The sequence below is a fragment of the Brachybacterium avium genome (genome assembly GCF_002216795.1).
Taxonomy (GTDB): domain Bacteria; phylum Actinomycetota; class Actinomycetes; order Actinomycetales; family Dermabacteraceae; genus Brachybacterium; species Brachybacterium avium.
In genome coordinates, this window is sequence record NZ_CP022316.1 from 3,057,613 (window position 1) to 3,083,382 (window position 25,770).

At 70.7% G+C, this 25,770-nt stretch carries 20 protein-coding genes and 2 pseudogenes; 10 read left to right on the forward strand and 12 right to left on the reverse strand.

The genetic code is table 11. The features are described from left to right. The first annotated feature begins 263 nt into the window (after nucleotides 1–263). Nucleotides 264–557: a WhiB family transcriptional regulator gene (locus CFK39_RS13680; RefSeq protein WP_089065924.1), complete on the forward strand. Its 294-nt coding sequence runs from the start codon at nucleotides 264–266 to the stop codon at nucleotides 555–557. A 179-nt stretch (nucleotides 558–736) separates the two neighbouring features. Here CFK39_RS13680 and CFK39_RS16450 read toward each other — a convergent pair whose 3' ends face one another. Next, nucleotides 737–895, reverse strand: a complete 159-nt coding sequence (locus CFK39_RS16450) for a DUF5679 domain-containing protein (RefSeq protein ID WP_010551122.1) — start codon at nucleotides 893–895, stop codon at nucleotides 737–739. Nucleotides 896–1,431: 536 nt separating this feature from the next. On the opposite strand from CFK39_RS16450, the gene CFK39_RS13690 reads away from it, so the two are divergent. Then, entirely contained in the window at nucleotides 1,432–2,058 is a 627-nt protein-coding gene (locus CFK39_RS13690; protein ID WP_089065925.1) for a M48 metallopeptidase family protein, read from the forward strand. On the opposite strand, the gene CFK39_RS13695 is transcribed toward CFK39_RS13690, so the two are convergent. Next, entirely contained in the window at nucleotides 2,034–2,657 is a 624-nt protein-coding gene (locus CFK39_RS13695) for an NUDIX hydrolase (RefSeq protein WP_089065926.1), read from the reverse strand. The two genes, CFK39_RS13690 and CFK39_RS13695, sit on opposite strands and share 25 nt — an antisense overlap. Then, entirely contained in the window at nucleotides 2,647–4,125 is a 1,479-nt protein-coding gene (locus CFK39_RS13700) for a zinc-dependent metalloprotease (protein WP_245822658.1), read from the reverse strand. Before CFK39_RS13700 ends, CFK39_RS13695 begins: the two co-directional genes overlap by 11 nt. A gap of 282 nt (nucleotides 4,126–4,407) precedes the next feature. Between CFK39_RS13700 and CFK39_RS13705 the strand changes: the two genes are divergently transcribed. From CFK39_RS13705 to ettA, 3 genes and pseudogenes are all read left to right on the forward strand, one after another. Further along, nucleotides 4,408–5,448, forward strand: coding sequence for a YlbL family protein (locus CFK39_RS13705; protein ID WP_245822660.1), 1,041 nt, complete (start codon nucleotides 4,408–4,410; stop codon nucleotides 5,446–5,448). 121 nt (nucleotides 5,449–5,569) lie between these two features. Then, nucleotides 5,570–6,091 carry an HAD family hydrolase gene (locus CFK39_RS13710; protein ID WP_245822662.1) on the forward strand — a complete coding sequence of 174 codons (522 nt, stop codon included), beginning with the start codon at nucleotides 5,570–5,572 and terminating at the stop codon, nucleotides 6,089–6,091. 228 nt (nucleotides 6,092–6,319) lie between these two features. Then, a pseudogene (ettA, locus tag CFK39_RS13715) lies at nucleotides 6,320–8,001 on the forward strand (energy-dependent translational throttle protein EttA). 99 nt (nucleotides 8,002–8,100) lie between these two features. Here the strand turns inward: ettA and CFK39_RS13720 are convergent. Further along, the gene (locus tag CFK39_RS13720) at nucleotides 8,101–9,657 is read right to left on the reverse strand and encodes a hypothetical protein (RefSeq protein ID WP_089065927.1); all 1,557 of its coding nucleotides are present in this window, start codon (nucleotides 9,655–9,657) and stop codon (nucleotides 8,101–8,103) included. Nucleotides 9,658–9,952: 295 nt separating this feature from the next. On the opposite strand from CFK39_RS13720, the gene glgP reads away from it, so the two are divergent. The 3 genes from glgP (at nucleotide 9,953) to CFK39_RS13735 (ending at nucleotide 14,309) form a co-directional block, all read left to right on the forward strand. Beyond that, entirely contained in the window at nucleotides 9,953–12,517 is a 2,565-nt protein-coding gene (glgP, locus tag CFK39_RS13725) for an alpha-glucan family phosphorylase (RefSeq protein WP_089065928.1), read from the forward strand. Between the two features lie 37 nt (nucleotides 12,518–12,554). Further along, a complete protein-coding gene (locus CFK39_RS13730) occupies nucleotides 12,555–13,874 on the forward strand; it encodes an extracellular solute-binding protein (protein WP_245822664.1) in 1,320 nt (439 codons plus the stop codon). Between the two features lie 93 nt (nucleotides 13,875–13,967). Further along, complete coding sequence (locus CFK39_RS13735; protein ID WP_089065929.1) at nucleotides 13,968–14,309, forward strand: TfoX/Sxy family protein; 342 nt, start codon at nucleotides 13,968–13,970, stop codon at nucleotides 14,307–14,309. 2 nt (nucleotides 14,310–14,311) lie between these two features. On the opposite strand, the gene CFK39_RS13740 is transcribed toward CFK39_RS13735, so the two are convergent. After that, the gene (locus CFK39_RS13740) at nucleotides 14,312–15,247 is read right to left on the reverse strand and encodes an acyl-CoA thioesterase (protein ID WP_089065930.1); all 936 of its coding nucleotides are present in this window, start codon (nucleotides 15,245–15,247) and stop codon (nucleotides 14,312–14,314) included. A gap of 40 nt (nucleotides 15,248–15,287) precedes the next feature. Between CFK39_RS13740 and CFK39_RS13745 the strand changes: the two genes are divergently transcribed. Beyond that, nucleotides 15,288–15,809, forward strand: a complete 522-nt coding sequence (locus tag CFK39_RS13745; RefSeq protein WP_089065931.1) for an acyl-CoA thioesterase — start codon at nucleotides 15,288–15,290, stop codon at nucleotides 15,807–15,809. Between the two features lie 13 nt (nucleotides 15,810–15,822). Here CFK39_RS13745 and CFK39_RS13750 read toward each other — a convergent pair whose 3' ends face one another. The 6 genes and pseudogenes from CFK39_RS13750 to CFK39_RS13775 form a co-directional block, all read right to left on the reverse strand. Then, complete coding sequence (locus CFK39_RS13750) at nucleotides 15,823–16,272, reverse strand: globin (RefSeq protein ID WP_089065932.1); 450 nt, start codon at nucleotides 16,270–16,272, stop codon at nucleotides 15,823–15,825. 46 nt (nucleotides 16,273–16,318) lie between these two features. Continuing rightward, the gene (locus CFK39_RS13755) at nucleotides 16,319–17,269 is read right to left on the reverse strand and encodes a mechanosensitive ion channel family protein (protein WP_089065933.1); all 951 of its coding nucleotides are present in this window, start codon (nucleotides 17,267–17,269) and stop codon (nucleotides 16,319–16,321) included. Between the two features lie 92 nt (nucleotides 17,270–17,361). Then, the gene (pepN, locus tag CFK39_RS13760) at nucleotides 17,362–19,911 is read right to left on the reverse strand and encodes an aminopeptidase N (RefSeq protein WP_089065934.1); all 2,550 of its coding nucleotides are present in this window, start codon (nucleotides 19,909–19,911) and stop codon (nucleotides 17,362–17,364) included. Nucleotides 19,912–20,144: 233 nt separating this feature from the next. Next, nucleotides 20,145–20,633, reverse strand: a pseudogene (locus CFK39_RS17395) (ribonuclease FAU-1 family protein); the annotation flags it as partial. A 173-nt stretch (nucleotides 20,634–20,806) separates the two neighbouring features. Continuing rightward, on the reverse strand, nucleotides 20,807–21,907 hold the full coding sequence (locus CFK39_RS13770) for a fatty acid desaturase family protein (RefSeq protein ID WP_089065935.1): 1,101 nt from the start codon (nucleotides 21,905–21,907) through the stop codon (nucleotides 20,807–20,809). Nucleotides 21,908–21,970: 63 nt separating this feature from the next. Then, entirely contained in the window at nucleotides 21,971–23,785 is a 1,815-nt protein-coding gene (locus tag CFK39_RS13775; protein WP_089065936.1) for a sensor histidine kinase, read from the reverse strand. A gap of 38 nt (nucleotides 23,786–23,823) precedes the next feature. On the opposite strand from CFK39_RS13775, the gene CFK39_RS13780 reads away from it, so the two are divergent. Then, nucleotides 23,824–24,504 (forward strand): response regulator, encoded by a 681-nt coding sequence (locus CFK39_RS13780; RefSeq protein ID WP_089065937.1) that lies wholly within the window; start codon nucleotides 23,824–23,826, stop codon nucleotides 24,502–24,504. Nucleotides 24,505–24,520: 16 nt separating this feature from the next. Here the strand turns inward: CFK39_RS13780 and CFK39_RS13785 are convergent, their stop codons facing one another. Then, nucleotides 24,521–25,687 carry a serine/threonine-protein kinase gene (locus CFK39_RS13785; protein WP_157697175.1) on the reverse strand — a complete coding sequence of 389 codons (1,167 nt, stop codon included), beginning with the start codon at nucleotides 25,685–25,687 and terminating at the stop codon, nucleotides 24,521–24,523. Between the last annotated feature and the right edge of the window lie 83 nt (nucleotides 25,688–25,770).

Genomic DNA, 25,770 nt, shown 5'->3' on the forward strand with positions numbered 1-25,770 from the left:
TCAATCGTCCGCAGTCGTGGACCGGGACACCGGGACGCGCGCATTCGAAAGGGGGTGGCCTCAGTGATCGATATCTGGAATCTCGCAGGAGCAGGTCCGCGCCCCCTCGGCGCGCCCTCCCTTCTGCCGCGCGAACGGGGCCATGCCCCTGCGGTGCTCAGCCTGAGCTGACGAGGTCCTCCCTCGCTCCGGGTGCGGCACCGCCGCCGCGCCCCCGCCCCATCGGGCGGGTCCCTCCCGACGGACTTCGAAGCAGCGAGACGATGAGTACCCTTCTGACAACTTTCCTGAACCCCGCGGATGCCTCCGCGACCATGCTCCCGTGCCACGACACGGATGCCGCCGACCTCTTCTTCTCCGAGCGCCCCGCAGACCTCGAACAGGCCAAGACCCTGTGCGCGGGCTGCCCGCTCATCGAGGAATGCCGACAGGGCGCCCTCGACCGGGCGGAGCCCTGGGGCGTCTGGGGCGGCGCGATCTTCGAGGCCGGCCGCATCATCGCCGTCAAGCGCGGCCGCGGCCGGCCGCGGAAGAACCGGGAGCAGGAGGCCGCATGACCCGGGCCGAGCCTCGGCTCGCCCGCCTCCTGCCCCTGTGGAACGGCGTTCGGCACCCCTCCGGTGCGGCGGGCGCGCCGAATGCCGTTCCACGGTGCCGCAGCATCGATGAAGGCCCCGGACCGAGGTCCGGGGCCTTCATCGATGCTGCGCGGGGCAGCACCTCGCTCAGGGGTGCTTCAGGCCTTGCCGAGGATCCGGTTCAGCTTGGTGCCGCACTCCGGGCACACGGCCTTGGCCATGCGGCGACCGTTGGAGACGACGACGTTGCCCTCGGCCTCCCGCTTCTCACGGCACTTGACGCAGTAGAACTCTCCGGCATAGGTCTCGTCGGCCATATCCGCTCCTCGTTGCTTGTCGGTGATGTGCATTCCCGGATGCGCGGAACTGGCTGCGAAGCCGGGACCGATCCACTGTAACGGCGCGGGAACGTGCTGCACGAATCAGGGGCCGCTGATGTGGCCGGATCGGGGCGGCCCGTCGCACGCTTCGGGTACAGGAGGCTCCGAGGGAGCCGAGGAAGTGCGCGCGACGAGCCGACATCACAGGCCCCGAAGGCGGCCTCAGGCCTCGAAGGGCCGTGGAACCCCGGGGGCGCTCAGCACCACGCGCACCTTCCCCGTGTGCGTCCTGCTAGTTATCCCGGGATCCCACGTGGAGGGAAACTTAGCCCGTGCGGACACGATGGGTCAAAGTCCGGTCGGGGATCGGCTGTGGACAACTCGCTCCCTGCTGTGGACAGGGTGTCGATGAGCGTGCGCCCCTTGTGGAGGAACGGAGGGATCCGCTGGACACGGGGCTCTGACCGGCCACGTCGCGATGCACAGATGTGGACGAAGGTTTTTTGTCCGCAGCACGTGCGAGGCTGTGACCCATGAGCGATCTGGTCCTGCACGAGCACGTCACCGGCCCTCGCGGGGAGCGGGTGCTGGTGCGCCGCAGCGCCCGCCGGCGCCGCACCGTCTCCATCTCCCGCCGCGACGGCGATCTGCTGATCGCGATCCCCGCGACGTTCAGCGCCCGTCAGGAGCGGCAATGGGTGACGAAGATGGTCGACCAGATGGTCACCAAGGAAGCCCGTCGACCCTCGGCACGACGCAGCGATGCCGCCCTGCTGCGGATGGCCCGGGAGGTCAGCGAGGCGCACCTCGGCGGGCGGGCGCATCCCACCTCGGTGACCTGGTCCTCACGGCAGAACCAGCGATGGGGCTCCTGCACCCCGGTCGACGGCACCATCCGGCTCTCCCATCAGCTCCAGGGCATGCCGGACTACGTGGTGCGCTCGGTGATGATGCATGAGCTCGTCCATCTGCTGGTGCCGGGGCACGGGCCGGAGTTCAAAGCGCTGATGGCGAACTATCCGCTGGCCGAGAAGGCGCAGGGATTCCTCGACGGCGTCTCCTGGTCGAAGAACCTGCCGGAGGTGGAGGGGGAGGTCGACGGCGGTGCTGACCTCGGCGAGCTGCCGGCGGAGGCTCAGCAGGTCCAGCGCGCGAGGTAGAGCGCCAGCTCCTCGAGGGTCCCCGCCAGATCGGGCACCGTCCCCTCGGGCAGCGCCGAGCTCTCGCGTTCGGGTCCGGCACCGCGCAGCGGCCAGGGCACCCACCGCACCTCGGCGGACTCCTCGCTGACCGTGAGCGGCAGCTCGGCGGCCGGGGCCGGGGCGCGCAGCAGATACTGCACATCCCAATGCTCGCTGCACCTGCCGAAGGCCGCATCGAGGGCATGCCGGTGCAGCATCGCCGGGCCGTCGCCGATCCGCTGCAGACCGCTGATCCCGATCTCCTCGACGACCTCCCGGCGGGCGGCCTGCTCGAAGCTGGTCTCGCCCGCCTCGAGGTGACCGCCGGGCTGCACCCAGAAGCGGCCCTTGCGATGCCACACCAGTGCCACGTGATCCCCACAGAGATCGATCACGATCGCGCTCGCGGTGAGATGGCGCGGCCCGCCCTCCCGGAGCAGCACACGCGGGTCCCCGGCCAGCAGCTCGCCGTACTCGCGGGCGAGTTCCGGCCCCGAGACCGCAGCCGCAGCCTGCTCCAGCTCCGCGAGCGCCGAGGCCGGAGGCGAGGGTGCCGGGCCCGCGGGCTCAGCGCCCATCGGCACCGCCGGGAGACGAGGAGCCGCCCTCCTCGTCGTCCTCGTCGTCCTCGCGGTCCTCGCGGTTCTCGTCGTTGTCGTCGTGCGCCGTGCCGGATCCGTGCAGACCGCCCTGCTCGTCCTCGCGCGGTGCCCGCTCCTGGCCATCGCCGGACAGCAGCTTCTCCAGCTCGGCGTCGAAGTCCTCCGGCAGAGCGACGTCCGCCAGATCCTCGACCTCGGTCTGGGACGCCGCAGGCTGCGGGGCCTGCGGGCGCCCGGAGAGGACCTCCGGGGTGGGCAGCAGGTCCGGGTGATCCCATTTCGCCTCGCGACCGGCCTCGCCCTCCGTGTCCAGCACGCTCTCCCACCAGGCCAGCGCCTCGCGCACCCGGCGCGGGCGCAGCTCGATGCCGACCGTCTTCGAGAGCATCTGCTCGGCGGGACCGCCGGAGGCGCGACGTCGCCGCAGCACCTCGCGCATCGCCTCGAGCTCGGGGAGCTTCCCGTCCAGCGCCTTGGTGGTGACGTGATCCACCCACGCCTCGATCAGCGCCAGAGTGGTGGCCAGCTCTTCGAGCGCACGCTCCTGCGAGGCGCGACGGGTGAACACGAACATCTCCTCGGGGCGACGGGCCTGCATCGCCTCCGGGTCCGAGAGGTCCAGGTCGCGCACCATCTCATCGAGGGCGTCGAGGTCCAGCGTGATGCCGCGGGAGAAGTCCTCGATCGCGGAGAACAGCGCCTTCCCGAGCCACGGGGTGGAGGCGAACAGCGCGGTGTGAGCGATCTCGCGGGCCGCCAGGAAGATGCGGGCGGCGCCCGGGTCCAGGGAATGCGCTGAGATCAGATCCTCGACGTTGGCGGCCACCAGCGCCGGCTCGCCGTCCCGGCCCAGCGGCAGGCCCAGGTCCGTGGTGCCCGCCGCTTCCCGGGCGAGAGAGCCGATGGCGTGGCCGAACTGCACCCCGAACATGGTCCCGCCGATGCGCTCCATCATCGCCGCAGGATCCCCGCCCGGGATCGGCATATCGGCGCCGCCGAACTCGCCCATCTGCCCCAGCTGGGCCGAGATCGCCTCGCCGATGGCCCCGGCCATGTACTTCGCGACCGGTTCGACGATGGGCTTCCAACGCGGAAGGGTGCGGGCCAGCCAGGTCCCGCGGCTGTACACGGCCAGCTCGGTCGAGGGCACGTCGACCGAGATCACGGGATCGAGCCACAGTCGCGCCACCTGCGCGGCCTGGCGCAGCTCGGAGGTCGCGGCGTCCGTCGGCGCGGGATCGCCCGGGGTCCCGGCCGGCTCGGGTGTCCCGGGGATCCCGGCCTGACCGGCCGCGGTGCGCCGCGCGATGTCCTCGGCCATGTCCCAGTTCACGGGACTGTCGCCCTGCGCGGCGAACATGTTCTGCATCTGCGCGGCGGCGGCACGCAGCTGGGCGGGATCCTGCGGCAGGTTCGCCTGCTGCGCGAGCGCCGACAGGTCCACCCCGTCCAGCGCCCCCTCGGGGAGCGCATCCCGAAGGTCTCTTTCAAGAAGCGCTTCAGCGCCTCCTCGTCCATGTCACCGGGTCCACCCGGGATCGGGGCATCACTCATGGCCACCTCCAGCAGTCTGTGGGGCATCCAGCCTACCGACCCCTCCTGGGGATCAGCGGCGGGTGGGGCACAATGTCGGGGTGACCGATGCCCCCGCCCGTCCCACCCGCACCCGCCGAGCGAGGGCGTTCCTCGCCCGTTCCGTCGACGACGCGCAGCTGGCCCGCCCGCGATGGCGCTGATCTCGCTGGTCGTGCTGTGCCTGATGATCCTGGGCGGTTCGCTGCTGCCGGTTCCCTACGTCATCGAGCGGCCGGGCCCGGCGATCGATGTGCTCGGTGAGTACGACGACGAGCAGATCCTGGTCATCTCCGGCGCCGAGACCCACCCGACCGACGGGGAGCTGATGATGACCACGGTCTCCGTGGACGGCGGTCCCGGGTACCGCGTCACCCCCGTGGAGGTCGTCGCCGCCTGGTTCGACCGCTCGAAGCTGGTGCTGCCCAAAGAGGTGGTCTTCCCCGAGGACCAGACGCGCGAGCAGACCACCCTGGTCAACACCGCAGCGATGAGCACCTCCCAGCAGGGAGCCGTCGCTGTCGCCCTGGACGAGCTCGGGATCGAGTACCGCGATGTGGTGATGATCGCCGGGGTCCAGACGGACGGCGCAGCCGAGGGCACCCTCGAGGCGGGCGACGTGATCGTCTCCGTCGCGGGCGGGACCGCCGATGGCATCGAGGGGTATCAGCGGCTGATCGAGGCCGTCCCCGACGGCGAGCCGATCCCGATGACCGTGCGACGCGACGGCGAGGAGATCACCCTCGAGGTCCCCACGGCGATGGTCGATGGCACCCCCCAGATGGGGGTGATGCTCGCGCGCGGCCACGAGTTCCCGATGGACGTCCAGATCTCAGTGGGGGACATCGGCGGCCCCAGCGCCGGGATGATCTTCTCCCTCTCCGTCTATGACGAGCTGACCCCCGGGGCGCTGACCGGCGGCCATCGCATCGCGGGCACCGGCACGATCGCCGCCGACGGCGCCGTCGGCCCCATCGGGGGGATCCGACAGAAGATGGTCGGCGCGCAGGAGACCGGCGCCGAGTACTTCCTGGCCCCCAGCAAGAACTGCGACGAGGTCGTGGGCCACGCCCCCGACGAGCTCGACGTGGTCGCGGTCTCCACCTTCCAGGACGCGCTGACCGCGACCGAGACCATCGCCGACACCGGCAGCACCGAAGGCCTTCCGACCTGTGAGGACGTGACCACCCCGTGAGCAAGAAGAATCGTCGTCGTAAACCCCCCAGACCCACCGTCGTCTTCGACTTCGGCGGAGTGCTGAGCGCCGGCCACGATCCGGTGCCCGACGTCCACGAGCTCCTCGGGGCGATGCCGAGGTGCTGGGCGAGGCCCTGTGGGCGCAGCGCGGCGCCTACGACCGCGGCGCCAGCAGCGCGGCCGAGTACTGGGGCGCGGTCGCCGGCGCCGTCGGCATCGAGCAGCTCTCGGAGGATGAGATCAGCGAGGTGCAGCGTGCGGATGACCGCTACTTCCTGCGCCTGGACCCGGCAGCGCGCTCGCTGATCCATGACCTCGCCCGCAACCAGGTGCGCCTGGCACTGCTGTCCAACGCCTCCGAATCCTTCGGTGCCGCGGTGCGCCGCGCCGACTGGTTCGAGGCCTTCACCCTTGCCGTCATCTCCGGCGAGGAGCGGGCCGTCAAGCCCGGTCGGGAGATCTTCGAGGTGCTGCTGGACGTCCTGGCCCACGAGACCGGGGAGTGTCGATCCCCTCGGCGATCATCTTCTTCGATGATCGCCAGGCGAACGTCGACGCCGCGGCGGCGCTCGGCATCGACGCCCATCTGTGGCCGCGCAACGGCGATGAGCACCCCGCGGGCACCGAGCACGGTGCGGTGATGGCGCGCCGCGTCCTCGCCGAACGCGGCATCTCCCTGGACTGAATCCGCCCGCGCACGTCCGCCTCCGCGCCCGGGAGGGTCGTACCCGTCATGTTCCGGGCCCCGCAGCGCCGGGCCGCGCAGGGATGCGGGTAGAGTCGGGAGCCGTGACGTATCCCGTGCGGCGCCGCTCTGCGGCGCGCCGGTGAGAATCCCCGGAACCCCCACTCCCGAACAGGAACACGAGTTGGCTGAATTCATCTACTCCATGCACAAGGCCCGGAAGGCCGTGGGCGACAAGGTCATCCTCGATGACGTGTCCATGAGCTTCTACCCGGGGCGAAGATCGGCATGGTCGGCCCCAACGGCGCCGGCAAGTCGACCATCCTCAAGATCATGGCGGGGCTCGACCAGCCCTCCAACGGCGAGGCGCGCCTCAGCCCCGGCTACAGCGTCGGCATCCTGCTGCAGGAGCCGCCGCTGGACGAGTCCAAGACCGTCCTGGAGAACGTCCAGGAGGGCATGGGCGAGCTGTTCCAGAAGGTGCAGCGCTTCAACGCCATCGGCGAGGAGATGGCCGAGCCCGACGCGGACTTCGACGCCCTGATGGCCGAGATGGGCACGCTTCAGACCGACATCGACACCGCGAACGGCTGGGATCTGGACTCCCAGCTCGAGCAGGCGATGGACGCCCTGCGCTGCCCGCCCGGCGACGAGCCCGTCACGCACCTCTCCGGCGGTGAGCGCCGCCGCGTCGCGCTGTGCAAGCTGCTGCTGCAGAAGCCCGATCTGCTGCTGCTGGACGAGCCCACCAACCACCTCGACGCCGAGAGCGTGCTCTGGCTCGAGCAGCACCTGCAGCAGTACGAGGGCGCCGTCATCGCCGTCACCCACGACCGGTACTTCCTGGACCACGTCGCCCAGTGGATCGCTGAGGTCGACCGCGGCCAGCTCTACCCCTACGAGGGCAACTACTCCACCTACCTGGAGAAGAAGGAGGAGCGGCTCAACGTCCAGGGCAAGAAGGACCAGAAGCTCGCCAAGCGCCTCAAGGAGGAGCTGGAGTGGGTCCGCTCCAGCGCCAAGGGCCGGCAGGCGAAGTCCAAGTCCCGTCTGGCCCGCTACGAGGAGATGGCCGCGGAGGCCGAGCGCACCCGCAAGCTCGACTTCGAGGAGATCACCATCCCGCCGGGCCCGCGGCTGGGCAACCAGGTCATCGACGCCAAGGACATCAAGAAGGGTTTCGGCGAGCGCGTGCTCATCGACGGCCTCTCCTTCTCCCTGCCGCCCAACGGCATCGTCGGCGTCATCGGCCCCAACGGCGTCGGCAAGACCACGCTGTTCAAGACCATCGTCGGCCTGGAGTCCCTCGATGCGGGCGAGCTGAAGATCGGCCAGAGCGTGAAGCTCAGCTACGTCGACCAGAACCGCGAGAACATCGACCCCGACAAGAACCTCTGGGAGGTCGTCTCCGACGGCCTGGACTTCATCCAGGTCGGCAAGGTCGAGATCCCCTCGCGCGCCTACGTCTCCCAGTTCGGCTTCAAGGGCCCGGACCAGCAGAAGAAGGCCGGAATCCTCTCCGGCGGCGAGCGCAACCGCCTGAACCTGGCGCTGACCCTCAAGCAGGGCGGCAACGTGCTGCTGCTCGATGAGCCCACCAACGACCTGGACGTGCAGACCCTCGGCTCGCTCGAGAACGCGCTGCTGGAGTTCCCCGGGTGTGCCGTGGTGGTCTCCCACGACCGCTGGTTCCTGGACCGGGTCGCGACCCACATCCTGGCCTTCGAGGGCACCGCGGAGAACCCGGCGAACTGGCACTGGTTCGAGGGCAACTTCGAGGCCTACCAGGCCAACAAGGTCGAGCGTCTCGGTGAGGAGGCGGCGCGCCCGCACCGCGTGACCTATCGTCGCCTCACCCGCGACTGACAACGATCCACCGGCCACCGGTGGCCGGCCTTCGGATCCGACGGACCCCTGCTCGCCGCGGCGAGCAGGGGTCCGTCCTCGTCCGGGACCGGGAACCGCTCAGGCCTGCGCGAGCTCACCCGCCGGCGGGTCGAGGCTGGCGACCACCTTGGAGGAGGGGGAGCCGGATTCGTTGCCCGGCGACATCTCCCGGGTCACGAAGAGCCGCTGAGCGTTCTGCGGCGAGGTGAACTCGGAGGTGAACTCGATGGTCCCGTCCGGGTCGAGATCGAGCACACCGAGGCTGCGCTGGACCCCGTCGCTCTCCCCCCACAGCTCCAGGACCTCGCCCTGCCAGCCGGCGACCCCCTCTGCGCGCAGCGCGAGACCGTCCTCGGCCAGGACCGCCTGCCAGGTACCGTTGTCGCTGCTGCCCGCGATGAGCAGGGCCCCGGGGGCCACGGAGCGATCGACCCAGGTCGCGGCGAAGGCCTCGGAGTCCTCGAGCCGCCGGTGGCTGTCCAGCAGCAGCGCCCCCAGCACCAGCGAGGCGATCAGGGCCAGGGCGGCCACGGACCGGGAGACCCACGGGACCCGCCGGGTCCCTGCCCGGGCCCCTTGCTTCTCCCGGCGCCGACCGCGCCGCGAGCGCTCCTTCTCGTCCGTGGGACGGAACGCGAAGGCCGGGGCCGCGTCGGTGCCCTGCGCCGCCAGCGGCGGTGCGGCATCGGGCGAGGCCGGTGATCCGGCCGGCGGCTCCCCGGCGCCGACGTGCACACCGCCTGCCACCGGCGGCGGGCCGACGACACGGCGCTGGGTATCGGTGCCGAGCACCGGGGTGGAATAGGTGCCGCTGTAGGCCGCTTCCCCCTCACCCAGGGCGTCGCTCCCGGTGGCGACGGGGTCCGGGGCGCGGGCGCTGAATCCCTCGAGCACCGCGATGCGCAGGTCCCGTGAGGGAGGGACCGCGGTGAGCAGGGCGAGGCGGGCCGCGGCCTCGATCGCACGGAGGTGGATGCCGGCCGCCTCGGGGGAGCGGGTCAGCTCGCGCAGGCGCTGGCGCTCGCCCTCGTCGGCCAGGGCCAGGGCATCCAGAGAGCTCAGCCCCCGGGTCTCGGCATCGGGGGGACCGCCGAAGGGCACCAGCGCATCGAGCACCTCGGAGATGGTCAGCGCGGGCTGCTGCCGGGCGGCGCCGGTGAAGGGGAAGCGTCCCTGGGCCGCGGATTCGACCAGGGCCCGCTGCACCGGGGGGAGCTCCAGCAGCACCCGCAGCACATCGATCTCCCGCCGGTCGCTGGTGCGGTCCGCGGCGGGGCCCGGACCGGCCAGCGAGCGCACGTCACCGGTGGGATCGGTGGCCACGGCAGCGCGTCGGGCGCGATCCAGCACCGCGGCCTCCCCCGGCAGCCCGCTGGTGGCGAGGTCCCCGGCATCTCGCAGGCAGGAGCGCAGCACGGTCACGGCGAGCTTCTCCGCCCGGGCGGCGGATCCGGTGACATGGACGGCCAGCCCATGGATGCGAGGGCCGAGCACATCGACCAGTGCGCTGGCGGCGCGCTGGTCTCCGGCGGCGGTGCGCCGCAGCAGGGTCCGGACCGGATCGAGCCGTTCCCCGAGATCGACCGTGTCCTCCGGGATGGCCGGCATCTCGCCGGTGCGTGCGTCGCTCCCCATCGGGCGCCTCCGTGCGTTCTGAGCTCAGTGCTGGGCACCGCCCCCGCGGTGCCGGACCATTGTTGCAGGCAGTCGTGTCGGGCGTGGCGCCGGGAGGGCGAATCGCCGCGGCCACCGCCGCGAACTTCGCCGAAAGATCTTGCACGATGCGCCAGGGGTCGGCTATCTGAGATCTGACCGCGTTGTTTCCGACCGCCATCTGTGCTGGTGACTGAGGGTCGCAGGGAATGTGAGCTAAGGTCCGCGGCGCGCAAGATCAACGAAAGATCACTCGCCTCTCGGGTATCTTGAGAGCATGCAGCCGCTCTCCACGATCACGGTCTCCTCCGACCTCCCGGATGTCCTCGCGCCGCTGCGCGAGCTGGCGTTGAACCTGCGTTGGACCTGGCGCCGACAGACCGCGGATCTGTTCCGCTCCCTGGACCCGCGAGCCTTCATCGCCAGCGGGGAGAACCCCATCGCGATGCTCCCGCAGGTGCCCGCCGGCCGCCTCGCCGAGGTCTCCCGCGACGAGGCCTTCCTCGCGCGGATGCGCGCCGAGGTCGGCGACCTGCGCACCTACCTCGACTCCGGCCGCTGGTTCCAGCGGACCGTCCCGGGCGCGCAGGACGGCAGCGAGAACACCTCGATCGCCTACTTCTCCATGGAGTTCGGGATCACCCCGACCCTGCCGATCTACTCCGGCGGCCTCGGCATCCTCGCCGGTGATCATCTGAAGTCCGCCTCGGATCTCGGGGTACCGCTGGTCGCCGTCGGGCTGCTCTACCAGTGGGGCTACTTCTCCCAGTCACTGGACCGCAGCGGCTGGCAGCAGGAGGACTACCGGCTGAACGATCCCACCGAGCTCCCTGTCGAGCCGGTCATCGATGCCACCGGCGAGCAGCTGGCGGTGGAGGTCACCCTGCCCGGAGCCCGCGAGGTCGCGATCACCGTCTGGAAGGCACAGGTGGGCCGGGTCCCGCTGCTGCTGCTGGACACCAGCCTCGAGTCCAACGACGAGCAGGCCCGCCAGATCACCGACCGGCTCTACGGCGGCGATCACGAGCACCGCATCCTGCAGGAGATCGTGCTGGGCATCGGCGGCGTCCGCGCGGTGGAAGCCTACAGCGCGCTGGAGGGCGCCCCGGTCCCGTCGGTGTTCCACCTCAACGAGGGCCACGCGGGCTTCTCGGGGCTGGAGCGCGTGGGCCGCAAGATGCAGGCCGGCTCCGGGTTCGCCGAGGCCGTCGCGGAGGTCCGCTCGGGCACCGTGTTCACCACCCACACCCCGGTGCCCGCGGGCATCGACCGCTTCGAAGCCTCCCAGCTGCGCGGCTACCTCGACGCCGACGGGTCCGGACTGTCACGGCTGATCCCGTCGCTGCCCGTGGAGGCGGCGCTCGCCCTGGGCATCGAGGACGGCGGTGACGTCTTCAACATGGCGCAGCTCGGCTTCCGCATCGCCCAGCGGTCCAACGGGGTGGCCAAGCTCCATGGTGCCGTCTCGCGGGCGATGTTCCAGGACCTCTACCCGGGCTTCGACGTCCCCGAGGTGCCGATCGGCTCGGTCACCAACGGTGTCCACCGTCGCACCTGGACCTCCACCCACCTGGATGACCTCTTCAAGAAGGCTCTGGGCGATGTGGACATCTCCTCGCTCAGCGACTGGAGCGCACTGTCCACCCTCACCGACCACGAGCTCACCGAGGCCCGCGACACGCTGCGCGGGGATCTGGTGACGATGGCGCGCCGCCATGTCAGGGACTCGTGGCTGCGCCGCGGCGCCGACGAGGCCGAACTCGCCTGGACCGATCACATCCTGGACCCGAACGCGCTGACCATCGGCTTCGCCCGCCGGGTGTCGACCTACAAGCGCCTCACCCTGATGCTCTCGGATCCCGAGCGTCTGAAGCGGATCCTGCTGGATCAGGAGCGTCCCGTGCAGATCGTGGTGGCGGGCAAGTCGCATCCGGCGGATCGTCCCGGCAAGGAGTTCCTCCAGCAGCTGGTGCAGTTCGCCGACGACCACGGCGTGCGCCATCGCATCGCCTTCCTGCCCGACTACGACATCCGGATGGCCTCCGTGCTGATCGCCGGCTCGGACGTGTGGCTGAACAATCCGGTCCGGCCAGAGGAGGCCTCCGGCACCTCCGGCATGAAGGCGGTGCTCAACGGCGGCCTCACCTTCTCGGTCTCCGACGGCTGGTGGGACGAGATGAAGGATGACGAGGCGGGATGGACCATCCCCACCGCGGACGTCCAGGACCAGGCCCGCCGTGATGAGATCGAGGCCGACGCCCTCTACGAGATCCTCGAGCAGTCGATCGTGCCCCTGTTCTACGAGCGTGACGCCCGTGGCATGCAGCGAGGCTGGATGACGAAGGTCCGTTCCTCGCTGGTGAAGGTGGCTCCCCGGATCACCGCGGGTCGCATGGTCCGCGACTACGTCACGGACCTGTACCTGCCCGCCGCCAGGGCGGCGTCCGCCTTCGCCTCGGATCCCTCGCTGGCCGGTGAGTTCATCGCCTGGAAGGAAGAGATCCAGGACGCCTGGTCCCGGGTGTCGGTGAGGAATGTGAGCCTGGAGGGCGCGGACGGGGCCGCGGTGTCCACCGGCGCCGAGCTCACCCTCATCGCCGATGTCGAGCTGGGCGGTCTGCGCGACACGGATGTGCTGATCGAAGCGGTCCTCGGCGAGATCGGCGCCGGGGATGAGATCATCGAGCCCCAGCTGATCCCGCTGCAGCGCGGGGAGGACGGCCGCTGGGCCGCCCGCTTCGCCCTCACCGTCCCCGGTGAGGTGGGCTTCACCGTGCGGGTCACTCCGCAGCACCCGGTGCTGGCCTCCCGCGCCGAGCTCGGGCTGGTGACCACCGCCTGAGCGGCCCTGCCGCATCCTGCTCGAAAGGTTCCGATCCGTGCCGACCCGCCGCCAGCTCCTGTTCACCACCGCTGCGCTGGGAGCGGCGGGAATCGGGACCCTCTCGGGGTGCTCCCGCGACCGTCCGGTCGAGCTCGAGGACGGGGACAGGCTGCGGATGCGGGTATGGAGCGAGTCCGCGGCGACGGCCTACGAGGCCTCCCTGGAGGATTTCACCTCCGCGACCGGCATCGACGTCGAGCTCGAGGTGCTCGGCTGGGACGACTACTGGGAGCAGCTGCCGATGGACGTGGCCTCCGGGGATCTGCCCGATGTGCTCTGGATGAACACCGCCAACCTGGCCCAGGCCCACGCCAGCGGGACGCTGTTGGAGGTCGGAGAGATCGTGGGGGAGGACGCCGCGGGCTGGGAGAGCGCGGCCACCGACCTCTATCGCATCGATGAGGGCCTGTGGGGGGTGCCGCAGGTGTGGGAGCAGAGCATCCTGGTGGCCCATGAGGGCCTGGTCGCTGCGGCCGAGGGGGATGCCGCAGCGCTGGTCTTCGATTCCGCAGCCCCGTCGGATCCGCTGCGGGAGCTCTCCCGCGCCCTCACCGTGGACGGGGAGGGGCGCCGGCCCGGGGAGCCGGACTTCGACCCCGCCACCCGCAAGACCTTCGGGTTCAGCGCCCATCCCGATCGCACCGCGGTGCTGGGACCGTTCATCGCCGCCCAGGGCGGCAGCTGGCAGGACGAGAAGGGGGCGATGAGCTTCGCCTCCGCCGAGGGCATCGCGGCCGTGCAGTACCTGGCGGACCTCGCCTCCGCGCACCTGGGCCCGGCCGGGCAGGACACCGTCGCCGACCCGTCGCTATGCAGGACGCTGTTCCTGGAGGGAAAGCTCGGCCTGCTCCAGACCGGGACCTACGACCTGCACACCCTTTCCGAAGAGATCGACGGCACGTTCACCTGGGGGATCCATCCGGTCGTCGCAGGCCCCGAAGGCACGCGGCCCCTGGTGCACTCGATCGCCGCTCTCGGGATCGATCCTGGTGATGATGACCGTGAGAAGGCGATCGGTGAGCTGCTGCGCTGGCTCGGCGGCGTCGAGGGCCAGCGCCCGCTGGCCGAGAACCGGCTGGGCATCCCCGCCCACCGTGACCTGCGCGGTGCATGGGAGAAGAGCTGGGACGCCGCCGGCGTGGACGTCTCGGTGATCGAGGTCCCCGAGGAGGCCGCCCGACCCGAGATCGGGGACCGCTCGGGGATCGCGACCGGTACGGCGATGCCCATCATCGCCGAGGTGTTCCTCGGCGAGACCGACGCCGCCGAGGCCCTGCCCCGCGCGCAGCAGGCCGCGCGGGAGGCCATGGGCTGAGCGCCAGGGCGGAGCAGCGCGGGGCGTGACAGGTCGCCCCCGGTCGGGGAGACTCGGGCGCACGCGCATCGTTGCACCGAGGGAGGACCCGCCATGGCTGCCGCATCTCATCCCGCCCAGGAGGCCCTGTTGGCCCGGATCCATAGCCTGCTCCCACCCGGCAGAGCTGTCCGGGAGGTGGCGATGTTCGGCGGACGGGCGGTGATGCTCGAGGACGCGATGCTGGTCTCCGCCGGGCGCGACGGTTCGCTGCTGGTGCGGGTCGCTCCCGAACGGCACGCCGAGCTGCTGACGCGGGACGGTGCCGGGCAGGCGGAGATGGGCACGGAGCGGACGATGGGGGAGGGCTGGATCGAGGTCGAGCCACGCGTGCTGGTCGAGGACATCGACCTGGGTCGCTGGCTCCAGGACGCCCTGGAGTTCCACGACCGCTGACCTCAGCGCTGGCCGGCCGTCCGGATCATGCCCTCCTGGGTGACGGTCGCGACCAGGTCGCCGGCTCGGTCGAAGACCTGCCCGTGGGTGAGGCCGCGCCCACCGGCGGCGGAGGGGGAGCGCTGCACGTACAGCAGCCAGTCGTTGGCATCCACGTGCTTGTGCCACCAGATCGCGTGGTTGATGGTGGCCATCTTCAGCCCCGGCGTCATCCAGCTCAGCCCCTGCCGGCGCAGGATCGGCTCGAAGGGGGTGTAATCGCTCGCGAAGGCGAGGATCGCGTCGTGCAGCAGCGGCTCCGCCTCGACGGGGGCGAGGGTGCGCATCCAGACCATCTGCGCATCCGCGGTGTCGGAGGCCGGATCGGGCTGCAGGTAGATCGGATCGGTGACGTGCCGGATGTCGATCGGGCGCTGGGTGGCCCAGTACCGCGCCACCGGATGATCGATCCCGGCGAGCACCTCCGCTGTGGTGGGCAGCCCCTCGGGATCCGGCGCCTGGGGCGCCCGCTCCTGATGCTCGAGACCGTCCTGGGACTCCTGGAAGGAGGCGGTCATCGCGAGGATCGTGCGCTCCTCCTCGTCGGCCTCTGTTCCCGGCTGGGTGGCCAGCACGCGGCGCACCGAGAAGGAACCGCCGTCCCGCAGCGCATCGACCTGGAAACGAATCGGGTGCGCAGGATCGCCGGGGGCCAGGAAATAGGAGTACATCGAGTGGATCCGACGGTCGGCCGACACCGTGCGGCCCACTGCGGTCACCGCCTGGCCCATCACCTGGCCGCCGAAGACGTGCCCGCCGGGCTGTGGTGAGGAGTCGCCCTGGTACGCGGCGACGGTGGCAGGGGTGGAGAACTCACCGAACGGCGCGATCTCGCGCAGGTCCAGCAGGCCCACCAGACCGGCAGCGATCTCCGAGGGGTCGGTGTGCGGAAACGTCATGGCTCCGATCGTACTGGGCGAGCGGCCTACCATGAGCACCATGCCTTCTCATATCGCTGCCGATGCACCTGATCTCACGCCCGGGCCGCTGGACGTGCCGATCCCGGTCCGCTGGACGGACCTGGACGCCTACGGGCACGTGAACAACGCCGCGGTGGTGCGTCTGCTCGAGGAGGCGCGCATCGCCGCGTTCTGGCAGCCGCCCGCAGAGCAGCTCGCCCTCGGCGCCCCGCAGCCTCCGGCGGCGCTCCCGGTCAGCGGTGCGGGAGCTGCGCTCAGCACCGTCATCGCCTCGCAGCGGATCGAATATGCCCGATCGCTCGGCCATCGCCGTGACGGTGTGGTGGTGAGGCTGTGGCTCTCGCGGATCGGCGGGGCGAGCCTGAGCGTGGACTACCTGGTGCTCACCCGCGATGACCCCGAGGGCGCCGCGCCCTACGCCCGGGCCCGCACCGTGGTGGTGCTGGTCGATGCGGAGACCGGGGCCCCGGTGCGTCTGGAGCCGGAGACCCGGGCCACGCTCGAGGCGTTCACGGCGGAGCCGCTGCGCTTCCGCGACTGACGCGGAGAGCTTCTCAGCTCAGCCGGCCCGGCACGTCCTGGCCGGCCGCCGGTGCCTCGCCGCCATCGACCGTGTTGATCAGCGAGTGGGCCGCCCGGTCGAGGTAGTCCCACAGCGTCTGCTCATGCAGCGGCGCCAGATCCAGGGTGTCCAGGGCGTTGCGCATATGGCGCAGCCACGCGTCGCGGGCCGAGGGCGAGACCGGGAAGACGGCATGCCGCATCCGCAGCCGAGGATGGCCGCGCTCCTGGCCGTAGGTCTTCGGACCTCCCCAGTACTGCTCCAGGAAGGTGCACAGGCGATGCCTCGCCCCGGTGAGATCCTCCTCGGGGTACATCGGGCGCAGTTCGGGATCCTCGGCGACACCCTCGTAGAAGCGATCCACCAGGAGCTTGAAGGTCTCGTGGCCGCCGACGGCCTCGTAGAAGCTGATCTGTGCGGGCTGCGAGGCAGGACTGGTCATGTCTGGGATCCTCCCATGGAGCGGACGGGGAACGGGGATGGGCAGATCAGCTCTGCACGGTCTCGACGAAGCGGGGCATGGCGAAGGCGATGTCGGCCGCGGCGAAGCCGGCCCGGATGCGGGCACGCAGCTCCCGCTCCACGCCCCACTGCTGCCCGGGTGCGGTCTGGATCGTGACCCGCCGCTGATAGCGGTTCCCGTCCACGTCCAGGATGCCGGTGATCGCGGCGGGGGCGAGCACGGTGTCGTTCCATGCGGGGTCCTCGGAGATCTCGGCGGAGACCTTCTCGACCACCTCGGTGACCAGCTCGTCGTCGGCCTCTGCGGCGATGTCGAGGATCACCACCGCGGTGGAGAAGCCGCGGGCGTAGTTGCCCACCCGGATGATCTCGCCGTTGCGCACCGTCCACAGCACCCCATCGATGCCGCGCACCTGGGTGGCACGCAGATTGATCGACTCGACGGTGCCCTCGGCGTACTCGAGATCCACCCAGTCGCCCACGGCGACGATGTCCTCGAAGAGCATCACGACGCCGGCGACCACATCCTTGATGATGGTCTGCGCGCCGATGCCGGCCGCCAGGCCGACGACGCCGAGGCTCGCGATGACCGGGGCGATGTTCACCCCGATCTCGGAGAGGATCATCATCGTGGCGATCGCCCAGATCATCACGTGGGCGATGTTCCGTGCCACGTTCGAGAGCGTGCTCGCACGCTGTTCGCGACGGGCCTGGGCGGCCCGCTGCGACTTCGGATCCCGACGGATGACGGTGCCGGTCACGGTCGAGATCTTCGCCCCGGACTGCACCATGGTGCGGAAGAAGCGGCGCAGGAACCAGCCGACGGCCAGGCTCAGCAGCGTCGCGGCCACCAGGATGACCACGATCTTGATCCCGCTGCTGAGCAGCCATCGCACCAGCTGGTCCATCAGCGTCAGCGCATCGTCGGTGGTGGGGGCGGCCAGGAGCGGGCCGAGGTCGAGAGGAGCGTCCAACATGCCTTCGACGATAGTGCCCGGCGGCGCTGATGTCCGAGCCCGCGAAGGGCGAGGTCGGTCACCGTCCGACCTCGCCCCTCATGGCGTTCCCGTCAGCGGACGTCCGCGGCGCGGACCTTCTCCTGCCGGGCCACGGTGTCGCGGCCCTCGATGATGATCCGGCGCAGACCGAAGGGGGCCTCCTCGGCCTCCGCCAGCCAGGCATCGGCGGCGTCGAGCACGCCCTGCTCGCCGTAGGAGTGCGGGAAGTATCCGCCGACGAGACGGGTCGCGATCTCGTTCGAGCGCTCCGCCCACACCGCCCGGACCATGTCGAAGTAGCGCTGACGGTAGGGGACCAGCAGCGATTCATCGGTGACCCGGCGGAAGCCCTGGATCACGGCGGTGATCGATTCGTTGGCCAGGGTGTCCTTCTCGACCGTGCGGCGCCAGGCCTTGGCCTTGGCGGCCTCGGTCGGCAGTGCGGCCCGGGCGGTCAGGGCGTGCTTCCGGCCCGACTGGGTGTCGTCCGAGGCGAGCTGCTCGTCGATCCCGGCGGCGTCGATCCCGCCCAGCACCGCGAGCGAGATCACCAGCTTCCAGCGCAGGTCGGTGTCGATCTCGCGGCCCGGCAGGGTGACCGTGCCGCCCAGCAGGCCCTCGAGGGTGTGACGGTGCCCCTCGGAGCGGGCGAGTCGCGCGAAGGACTCCATGAACTGCAGCTGCGCGTCGGAGCCGGCCGCAGCCGCCTCGGCGAGCTCCCAGACCGCGGTGGCCGCGGACTCGGTGCGCCGCTCCCGCTGGTCGACCGCGGCATAGGGGCCGGCGACCGTCTCCAGCTGCTGCAGCAGGGTGCGCACCACAGAGGAGGAGTCCTCCCCGGTGAGGTGGGCCAGCACCAGCTGCTGGTAGCGGCGGCTGGGCAGCTCGCCGTCGCGGACCATGTCCCAGGCGGCGGACCACAGCAGGGTGCGGGCCAGGGAGTCGTCGAGGTCGCGCAGGTGCTCCATCGCGACCGCCAGAGACCCCTCATCCAGGCGGACCTTCGCGTAGGTGAGGTCGCCATCGTTGACCAGCCACAGATCCGCGTGCTTCCCGGTCAGCTCCGGGACCTCAGTGAGCTCCCCGTCGACGTCCAGCTCGACGCTCTCGGTGCGGACCAGGGCGCCGTCGTGCAGCGAGAAGCCACCCACCTGCAGGCGGTGCGGGCGCAGGGTCTGGTGCTCCTCGGGAGCGTGCTGGGCGATCGCGAACCGGGTCACGGCCCCCTCGTCGTCGCGCTCGATCACCGGGCGCAGAGTGTTCACCCCGGCCCGCTGCAGCCAGAGCCCGGCCCAGCTGGAGAGGTCGCGGCCGCTGGTGGCCTCGAGCTCGACCAGCAGATCGGAGAGCTCGGTGTTGCCCCAGGCATGCTTCGCGAAATAGGCCCGGACCCCGGCGAAGAACTCCTCCCGCCCCACGTAGGCGACCAGCTGACGCAGCACCGAGGCGCCCTTGGCATAGGTGATCCCGTCGAAGTTGGTCTCCACCGCCTCGAAGTCGACCATGTCGGCGACGATCGGGTGGGTCGAGGGCAGCTGGTCCTGCTGGTAGGCCCAACCCTTCTCCGAGAGCGCGAAGGTGGTCCAGGAATCGCTCCAGCGGGTGACCTCGGCGCTGGCCAGCGTCGAGGCGTACTCGGCGAAGGACTCGTTCAGCCACAGATCGTCCCACCAGCGCATGGTCACCAGATCGCCGAACCACATGTGAGCCAGCTCGTGGAGGATCGTGAGGTCGCGGCGCTCGCGCACCGCATCGGAGACCTCGGAGCGGAACACATAGGCCTCGACATAGGTGATCGCACCGGGGTTCTCCATCGCGCCCATGTTGTACTCCGGCACGAACACCTGGTCGTACTTGCGGAACGGGAAGTCCCGGTCGAAGGCCTCCTCGTAGAAGTCGATGCCGGCCCGGGTCACGTCGATGACGTCCTGCGCATCCACGTGCTCAGCGAGCGAGGCGCGGGCGAAGACCCCCATCGGGATCGTGCGCCCGTCACGGGTGACGATCTCTCCGGTGCCGCCCTGATAGTTCCCGGCGATCAGTGCGACCAGGTAGGTGGAGATCCGCTCGGTGGGGACGAAAGCCCAGGTGGCGACCCCCTCCCCGGCAGGGCTGGGTTCCGGGGTGGGAGCGTTGGAGATGACGCGCCAGTGCGCCGGGGCCGTGACGGTCAGGGCGAAGGTGGCCTTCAGATCGGGCTGCTCGAAGCAGGCGAACATGCGCCGGGCGTCGGAGACCTCGAACTGGGAGTACAGGTAGACCTCGTCGTCGACCGGATCTACGAAGCGGTGCAGGCCCTCGCCGGTGTTCATGTACCGGCCCGTGGCCAGGATCCGCACGGTATTCTCGCCCTCGGCGAGGGCGGGCAGCTGCACCCGGGCGCCGTCGAAGCGGGAAGCGGGTTCGGACAGCAGCTCTCCGTTGAGCTCGATCTCCTGGACGGACTGCGCGATGAGGTCGACAAAAGTGGGTCGGGCGGCGGTGGAGGTGAAGCGGAGGGTGGTCTCGGTGAGGAACGTCCGCTCATCGGTGGTGAGGTCCAGGCGGATGTCGTAGGAGTCGGTGCTGAGGAACGAGGCGCGGCTGCGGGCCTCGTCGCGAGTGAGGTTCTCGGATGACATGGGCTCCATCCTGCCACCCGATGGTGGTCCGGAAGTCCCTGCGCGCCCGGCGGGCCCTGCGGTATCGGCTCAGCGCCTGGTGAGGTCGAGGTCCCAGGTGTAGTGCGAGGGGAGCGGGGCAGCGGCCAGGAGGGGTCCGGGAAGAAGTACTCGTATCCGGCGGAGAAGGGGTATCGCCAGTCGGCGATGTGCTGCTCTGCCTGTCGGCCTGCGGCCCGGATACCGTCGATCTCCTCGGCGGAGAAGTAGCCGGTGCGCTCGGCGCCCTCGAGCTCGTCCTCGTCCTTGTAGTGCCAGTCGCGGCGCGGCAGCACCACCAGGTCCAGGACGAGGTCGCGGGTGGCCACGCCCTCCTCAGTGCGCTCGTAGGGAGTTTCGAGGTTCACGTAGTAGCAGCCCAGCGAGCCGTCGTCCTTGAAGAACAGCCAGATCGAGTAGGGGGTGTCCGGCAGGCCGATCATCAGGATGCCGTTGCCGGTCCAGAGCTGTTTGGACTGCACCCGCGGTGCGGTGAACATGCCCTCGTCACCGGCACGGCGCAGGGCTGCCCCGGTCTCCAGGACGGGCAGCAGCACTTCGGTGCCGGGCGCGATCCAGACCGCCACTCCGCGGTCGTCGTCCAGCACGACGGTGCCGGGGCGGACGGTGCGGGTGGGGTGCTGAGGGGTGTAGTAGGTCCAGGTCACCTGGTCGCCGGGCGACCAGCGTGGGGTGGAAGACATGGTGGTGGTCCCGGCCGGGTCGGCCTCCACGGACGCCCCGTACCGTCCGGCCACCGGGCCGGGGCTGCTCTGCCCGTGAGGGGGTAGGCGTATGGGACGACCATACCGCCCGCCCCCGTGCCGTGCAGGAGACGCGCCGGTGCGCGGCCGCCGCGGCCGAGGCCGGGGACGGGTCAGGAGATGGAGGCTCCGCGCAGCTGCGCCGCCAGCGGGCAGTCCATGGGATCGGCATGTCCCAGGCCCACCCGGTTGAGGTACTTGATGATGATCCCGTAGGAGGTCAGCAGGTTCGTCTCGGTGTAGATGATCCCGCGCTCGGTGCAGAACTGCTTGACGATCGGCTTCGCCCTGCGCAGGTTCGCCGAGGGCATGCGGGGGAACAGATGGTGCTCGATCTGCAGGTCCAGCCCGCCCATCGCCCAGTTCATCAGCAGACCGCCCTTGATGTTGCGGCTGGTGAGGACCTGCCGGCGCAGGAAGTCGACCTGGAGGCCCTTCGGGATCAGCGGCATGCCCTTGTGGTTCGGGGCGAAGGACGAGCCCATGTAGACCCCGAAGACGGCCATCTGCACGCCGAGGAACGCCAGGCCCATGCCCAGCCCCAGGGTCGCCAGCACGATCGCGGGGAACCCGATCACGCGCACCAGCACGAGCGCCAGCTCGACCCGGCGGTGCTTGGCCTTCTTGTTCTTGACCAGCGCCGTGATCCCCTCGTAGTGCAGCACGAAGCCGAACAGGGTGAGGATAGGGAAGAACGCCCAGCCCTGTCGCTTCGCGAACCAGGCCATGAAGCCGGTGCGCTCGCTCATGTCCTCGGGATCGAACACCAGCGTGCCGGCGGCGATGTCGCCGTCGCGGCCGATGGTGTTGGGGTTCGCGTGGTGCTTGTTGTGCTTGCGGTTCCACCAGGCGATGGCCAGTCCCACCACGAGGTTGCCGATGATGCGGGAGAACCAGGCGTTGTGCCGGCCGGAGGAGAAGATCTGCTGATGCGCGGCGTCGTGGCCGAGGAACGCGGCCTGCGTGAACAGGATCCCGAACAGTGCCGCGACGGCGAGCTGCCACCAGGTGCTGCCCAGGGTCAGCAGCAGCACGAAAGCGCCGACGAGGGCGAGCGTGAGCAGTGCCGTGCGCACCATGTAGGAGCGGACATTGCGCCCCATCAGCCCGGCCTCCTTCACCCGTTCGGCGAGCTCGAAGTAGTCCCGGGTCTGGGCGTCGGCCCGGGGCCTTCGGGCGGCGGGCGCGGGACGCGGTGAGGCAGTGGTGGTCATGCCGTTGACGCTAGAGCGCCGGGCGATGCCGGCGCGTCCCCCGCGGGAGCGAACCTGCACCCCCTACCGGGGTAGGGGGTCGGCGAGCGGGATCCGGGCGGTGACGGCGAAACCGCCGTCAGTCCTCGCCGCCGCCTCCACCGTGCCGCCGAGCGCCCGGACCCTCTCCCGGGTCCCGGACAGCCCCAGCCCCGAGCCCGGGATCGTCTCCTGCGGATCCTCGGGGCGCTCGTTGACCACCTCGACCAGGAGGGCACCGCCGGAGGGTGTCACCCGCACCCGGATCGCTGCACCGCGGGCATGGCGCAGTGCATTGCTCAGCCCCTCCTGGACGACCCGGTACGCGGTCAGGCCCACGGTGGGCGTCACCTCCGGCGGCGAGATCTCGGCGGTGATGGTCGCGCCTGAGGCCCGGGTGGAGCGGAGCAGCTCCGTGAGGTCCTCGAGCCCCGGCATCGGCACCTCGTCGAGGATCTCGTCGGTGCGCAGGATCGCCAGCAGCGAGCGCATCTCGCCGAGGGCCTGTCGGGAGGAGGCGGCGATGTCCTCGAACTCCCGCTCGGTGTCCGGATCCAGGCCGGGCAGCCGGAACTTCGCAGTGCCGGCCTGCACCGTGATCACGGACATGGAGTGGGCGACGACGTCGTGCAGCTCGCGGGCGATGCGGCTGCGCTCCTCGAGCTCGTAGCGGCGTCGCACCTCCTCGGCGCTCAGGGTCTGCGCCCGTTCGATCTGCCCGCTGACCAGCACCCACTGCCGAACCGTGATGCCCAGCAGCACCACCCCGCCGCTGACCGCCAGCAGCACCACCCCGTTGGTCATCACCTCTCGCAGGGTGCCCCCCGGCGCGGTCGAGGCGTCGGTCAGCAGCAGGGTGACCAGGGTCAGGACGGCCCCCGCGGACCAGGTGGAGACGGACCAGTACCAGCGATGCAGCACCGCCAGCACGAGCAGGGTCAGGCAATGGGTCAGCAGCGAGGTCACCGGCCAGGGCCAGGGTGCAGCGGCCTGGGCCGGAGCGGTCACCAGCATCATGGCAGCGATCGCCACCACCGACAGTGACAGCCCGGCCCAGGGCCAGCGCACCGCGAGCAGGGCGGAGACCGCAGCCGCGACCGTCACCAGCATCGCCGGCGCCGGATGCACCTCGTAGACGGTGGTGGTGACCGGCCACGCCACGACCGCCAGCACGAACGCGAGGAAAGCGATCGTCATCCGGGTCCAGGCGCTCTCCCGCAGGCGGGCATCGGCCTCTGCCGAGCGCGGCGGCGGGATCGCCCCCCGCAGGCTCGAACCGGGCACCGCGCCGCCGAGCAGAGGTGCCGTGACCACGAGGTCCAGCAGCGCCAAGGCATGCACCATCGCCGGGAAGGAGAGCGTGAGCACCAGGCCGACGACCATGACCAGTGCCCACTGGCCGGGCAGGACGTCGTTCCGCTCCGGCAGCAGGGATCCCCACGCCCACCAGGTCAGCCCGCCCACGGCACCGGTGATCCAGGCGATCGTGGTCCCGGCGGTGAGCGCCCGGACCGGGAGTGCGATCACCGCCTCGAAGGCCAGGTCGAGCCAGCGACGGGAATCGGTGATCAGGCGCAGCATGCCGATAGCGCCCGGACCGCGGCGCCGGTACGTCGCAGGGGTGACCTCGATGCCCCAGCGGCGCAGCCGTGCCCGATCCAGTCGGGCCCAGGCGGAGGCGAGCGTCAGCACCGCCGGGATCAGGAGCACTCCCACCCAGACGATCGAGAGCGCTGCCGAGATCGCGATCAGCGGCAGCAGCGTCAGGGCAGCGAACAGGGTCAGCGGCAGTCCGGGGATGACCAGGGCCAGGTCATGCCGGAGTCGACGCAGCGCATGGCGATCAGGGATGAGGAACATCCACGCTCCCTCCAGGTGGGCGAGGATACGGTGTCGCCATGGGCCAGCCAGCGCGAGACGACATCCGGGTGCTGATCGTCGATGACCAGTCGATGATCCGCGGCGGCTTCGAGGCGCTGCTGAACGCGCAGGACGGGATCGAGGTGGTGGGCACCGCATCCGACGGGGCGGGCATCGCCGAGGTGGTCGAGGAGCTGCGGCCCGACGTGGTGCTGATGGATATCCGGATGCCGCAGGTCGGCGGGCTCGAGGCTACTCGGACGCTGCTCGAGCTGCCCGGGACGCCACCGAGGATCATCATGCTGACCACCTTCGATGCCGATGAGTACGTCTTCGCAGCCCTGCGGGCCGGGGCCAGCGGGTTCCTGCTCAAGGATTCCACACCCCAGGAGCTGGTCCAGGCGGTGCGGGTGGTGGCCGAGGGGGAGTCGCTGCTCGCCCCGCGGGTGACGCGTGCGCTGATCGCCGACTTCGTGGCCCGTCCCGAACGCTCCCAGGGCGCGGAGGCGAGCCTGTCCGTGCTCACCGAGAGGGAGCTGGACGTGCTGCGGCTGGTCGCCCGGGGACTGGCCAATCGCGAGATCGCCGAGTCGCTGGTGATGGCGGAGCAGACCGTCAAGACGCATGTCTCGCGCATCCTCGGCAAGCTGATGCTGCGCGACCGCACCCAGCTGGTGGTCGCCGCGTATGAGTCCGGGCTGGTGCGGCCCGGGGAGTGAGCCCGCGATCGCGGGCTCAGCCGAGCGCCGACCACACCAGCGCGGTGGCGCCGGCGAAGCACAGCACCGCGATCAGCAGCAGCACCACCGCGGTCGCGGTCGCGCCGCCGCGGCGGGGCGCAGGGCCGGAGGGCGCTGCGGCAGTCGTCCGCGTCGGGTCATGGACGAAGCGCTCGGTCGTGCTGGCGGAGGGGGCCGGTGGGGGCGAGGTCGCGGACCTCGATCTGGCGACCAGCCGCTCATGCAGGCCGGGTGCCAGCCCTGCGAGGGTCTCGGGGCCGTCCAGAGGCACCTCCGGCAAGGCATCGGAAGCCTCGATCTGGTCGAGGATCTCGACGGGTCCGCCATCGGCGGTGCGCATCCAGGCCGCCGGCGGTGACGTGGGCAGCGGGATGCGGTCCCGGGCCTGTGCTGCGGTGGGGCGTGCCGCCGGATCGCCGAGGAGCATCCGCTGCAGCAGCTCCTCGAGCGGCCGAGCGGCCGGATCGGCGCTGTGGGCGAGGACCTCGCGCAGGCGGGCGGGGAGCTCGGCCGGCTCGAGCCGCTCCCGTGGCGGCAGCGGTGCCAGCGCCTCGAGCGCACAGGCTGCCGCCGCCCAGACGTCCTGGGCGGAGGACGTGCCCATGCCCTCGAGGATCTCCGGAGCCATGAAACCGGGTGTGCCGTGGGCGAAGCCGGTCTCCGTCAGCCGCACATCGGTCTCGTGCAGAGCGATGCCGAAATCAGCCAGCAGCAGGTGCGGACTGCCGTCACCGGTGGCCTCCAGGAGCAGATTCGCGGGTTTGAGGTCGCGATGGACCCAGTGCGACTCGTGCATCGCCGCGAGCGCGTCCAGCAGCTGGCGCAGCAGCTGGGCGACCAGCGACGGGGACAGCGCACCGTGCTCGGCGAGGACCCCGGCGAGCGTCCCGCCATGGACCAGGGTCATCACCAGCACGATCGTGTCGTCCTCCGCGACCCAGGTGTACGGAGGCAGCAGGTGCGGGTGCCGACCCAGCCCCTGGGCGGAGCCGACCGTCTGCTCGCGTACGAAGCGCAGCACGTCGGCGCCGTCGCGCTGGCGCATCACCTTGGCCGCGCAGACCGCTCCGTAACGGCGGTCGATCGCGCGCCACAGGGAGCCCGAGGCGCCCCGGGCGAGGGGGTGGAGCAGCTCGATACGGCCGGCGATCACATCGGACATGGTGACCGTCATGCTAGGGCACGGGTGCACTGCGGGAGCATCGGATCTGGCAGTCTGGGCGCTGAGCCGTCCCGACGTCGCCC

Bases quoted from the DNA above. Each gene is read 5' to 3' on its own strand.
- CFK39_RS13775 (WP_089065936.1), bottom strand. From the start codon at position 23,785: ATGTTCCTCATCCCTGATCGCCATGCGCTGCGTCGACTCCGGCATGAC.
- CFK39_RS13745 (WP_089065931.1), top strand. From the start codon at position 15,288: ATGCCTTCTCATATCGCTGCCGATGCACCTGATCTCACGCCCGGGCCG.
- CFK39_RS13780 (WP_089065937.1), top strand. From the start codon at position 23,824: ATGGGCCAGCCAGCGCGAGACGACATCCGGGTGCTGATCGTCGATGAC.
- CFK39_RS13720 (WP_089065927.1), bottom strand. From the start codon at position 9,657: ATGGGGAGCGACGCACGCACCGGCGAGATGCCGGCCATCCCGGAGGAC.
- CFK39_RS16450 (WP_010551122.1), bottom strand. From the start codon at position 895: ATGGCCGACGAGACCTATGCCGGAGAGTTCTACTGCGTCAAGTGCCGT.
- CFK39_RS13690 (WP_089065925.1), top strand. From the start codon at position 1,432: ATGAGCGATCTGGTCCTGCACGAGCACGTCACCGGCCCTCGCGGGGAG.
- pepN (WP_089065934.1), bottom strand. From the start codon at position 19,911: ATGTCATCCGAGAACCTCACTCGCGACGAGGCCCGCAGCCGCGCCTCG.
- CFK39_RS13755 (WP_089065933.1), bottom strand. From the start codon at position 17,269: ATGTTGGACGCTCCTCTCGACCTCGGCCCGCTCCTGGCCGCCCCCACC.
- CFK39_RS13705 (WP_245822660.1), top strand. From the start codon at position 4,408: ATGGCGCTGATCTCGCTGGTCGTGCTGTGCCTGATGATCCTGGGCGGT.
- CFK39_RS13735 (WP_089065929.1), top strand. From the start codon at position 13,968: ATGGCTGCCGCATCTCATCCCGCCCAGGAGGCCCTGTTGGCCCGGATC.
- CFK39_RS13680 (WP_089065924.1), top strand. From the start codon at position 264: ATGAGTACCCTTCTGACAACTTTCCTGAACCCCGCGGATGCCTCCGCG.
- CFK39_RS13750 (WP_089065932.1), bottom strand. From the start codon at position 16,272: ATGACCAGTCCTGCCTCGCAGCCCGCACAGATCAGCTTCTACGAGGCC.
- CFK39_RS13785 (WP_157697175.1), bottom strand. From the start codon at position 25,687: ATGTCCGATGTGATCGCCGGCCGTATCGAGCTGCTCCACCCCCTCGCC.
- CFK39_RS13770 (WP_089065935.1), bottom strand. From the start codon at position 21,907: ATGACCACCACTGCCTCACCGCGTCCCGCGCCCGCCGCCCGAAGGCCC.
- CFK39_RS13695 (WP_089065926.1), bottom strand. From the start codon at position 2,657: ATGGGCGCTGAGCCCGCGGGCCCGGCACCCTCGCCTCCGGCCTCGGCG.
- CFK39_RS13740 (WP_089065930.1), bottom strand. From the start codon at position 15,247: ATGACGTTTCCGCACACCGACCCCTCGGAGATCGCTGCCGGTCTGGTG.
- glgP (WP_089065928.1), top strand. From the start codon at position 9,953: ATGCAGCCGCTCTCCACGATCACGGTCTCCTCCGACCTCCCGGATGTC.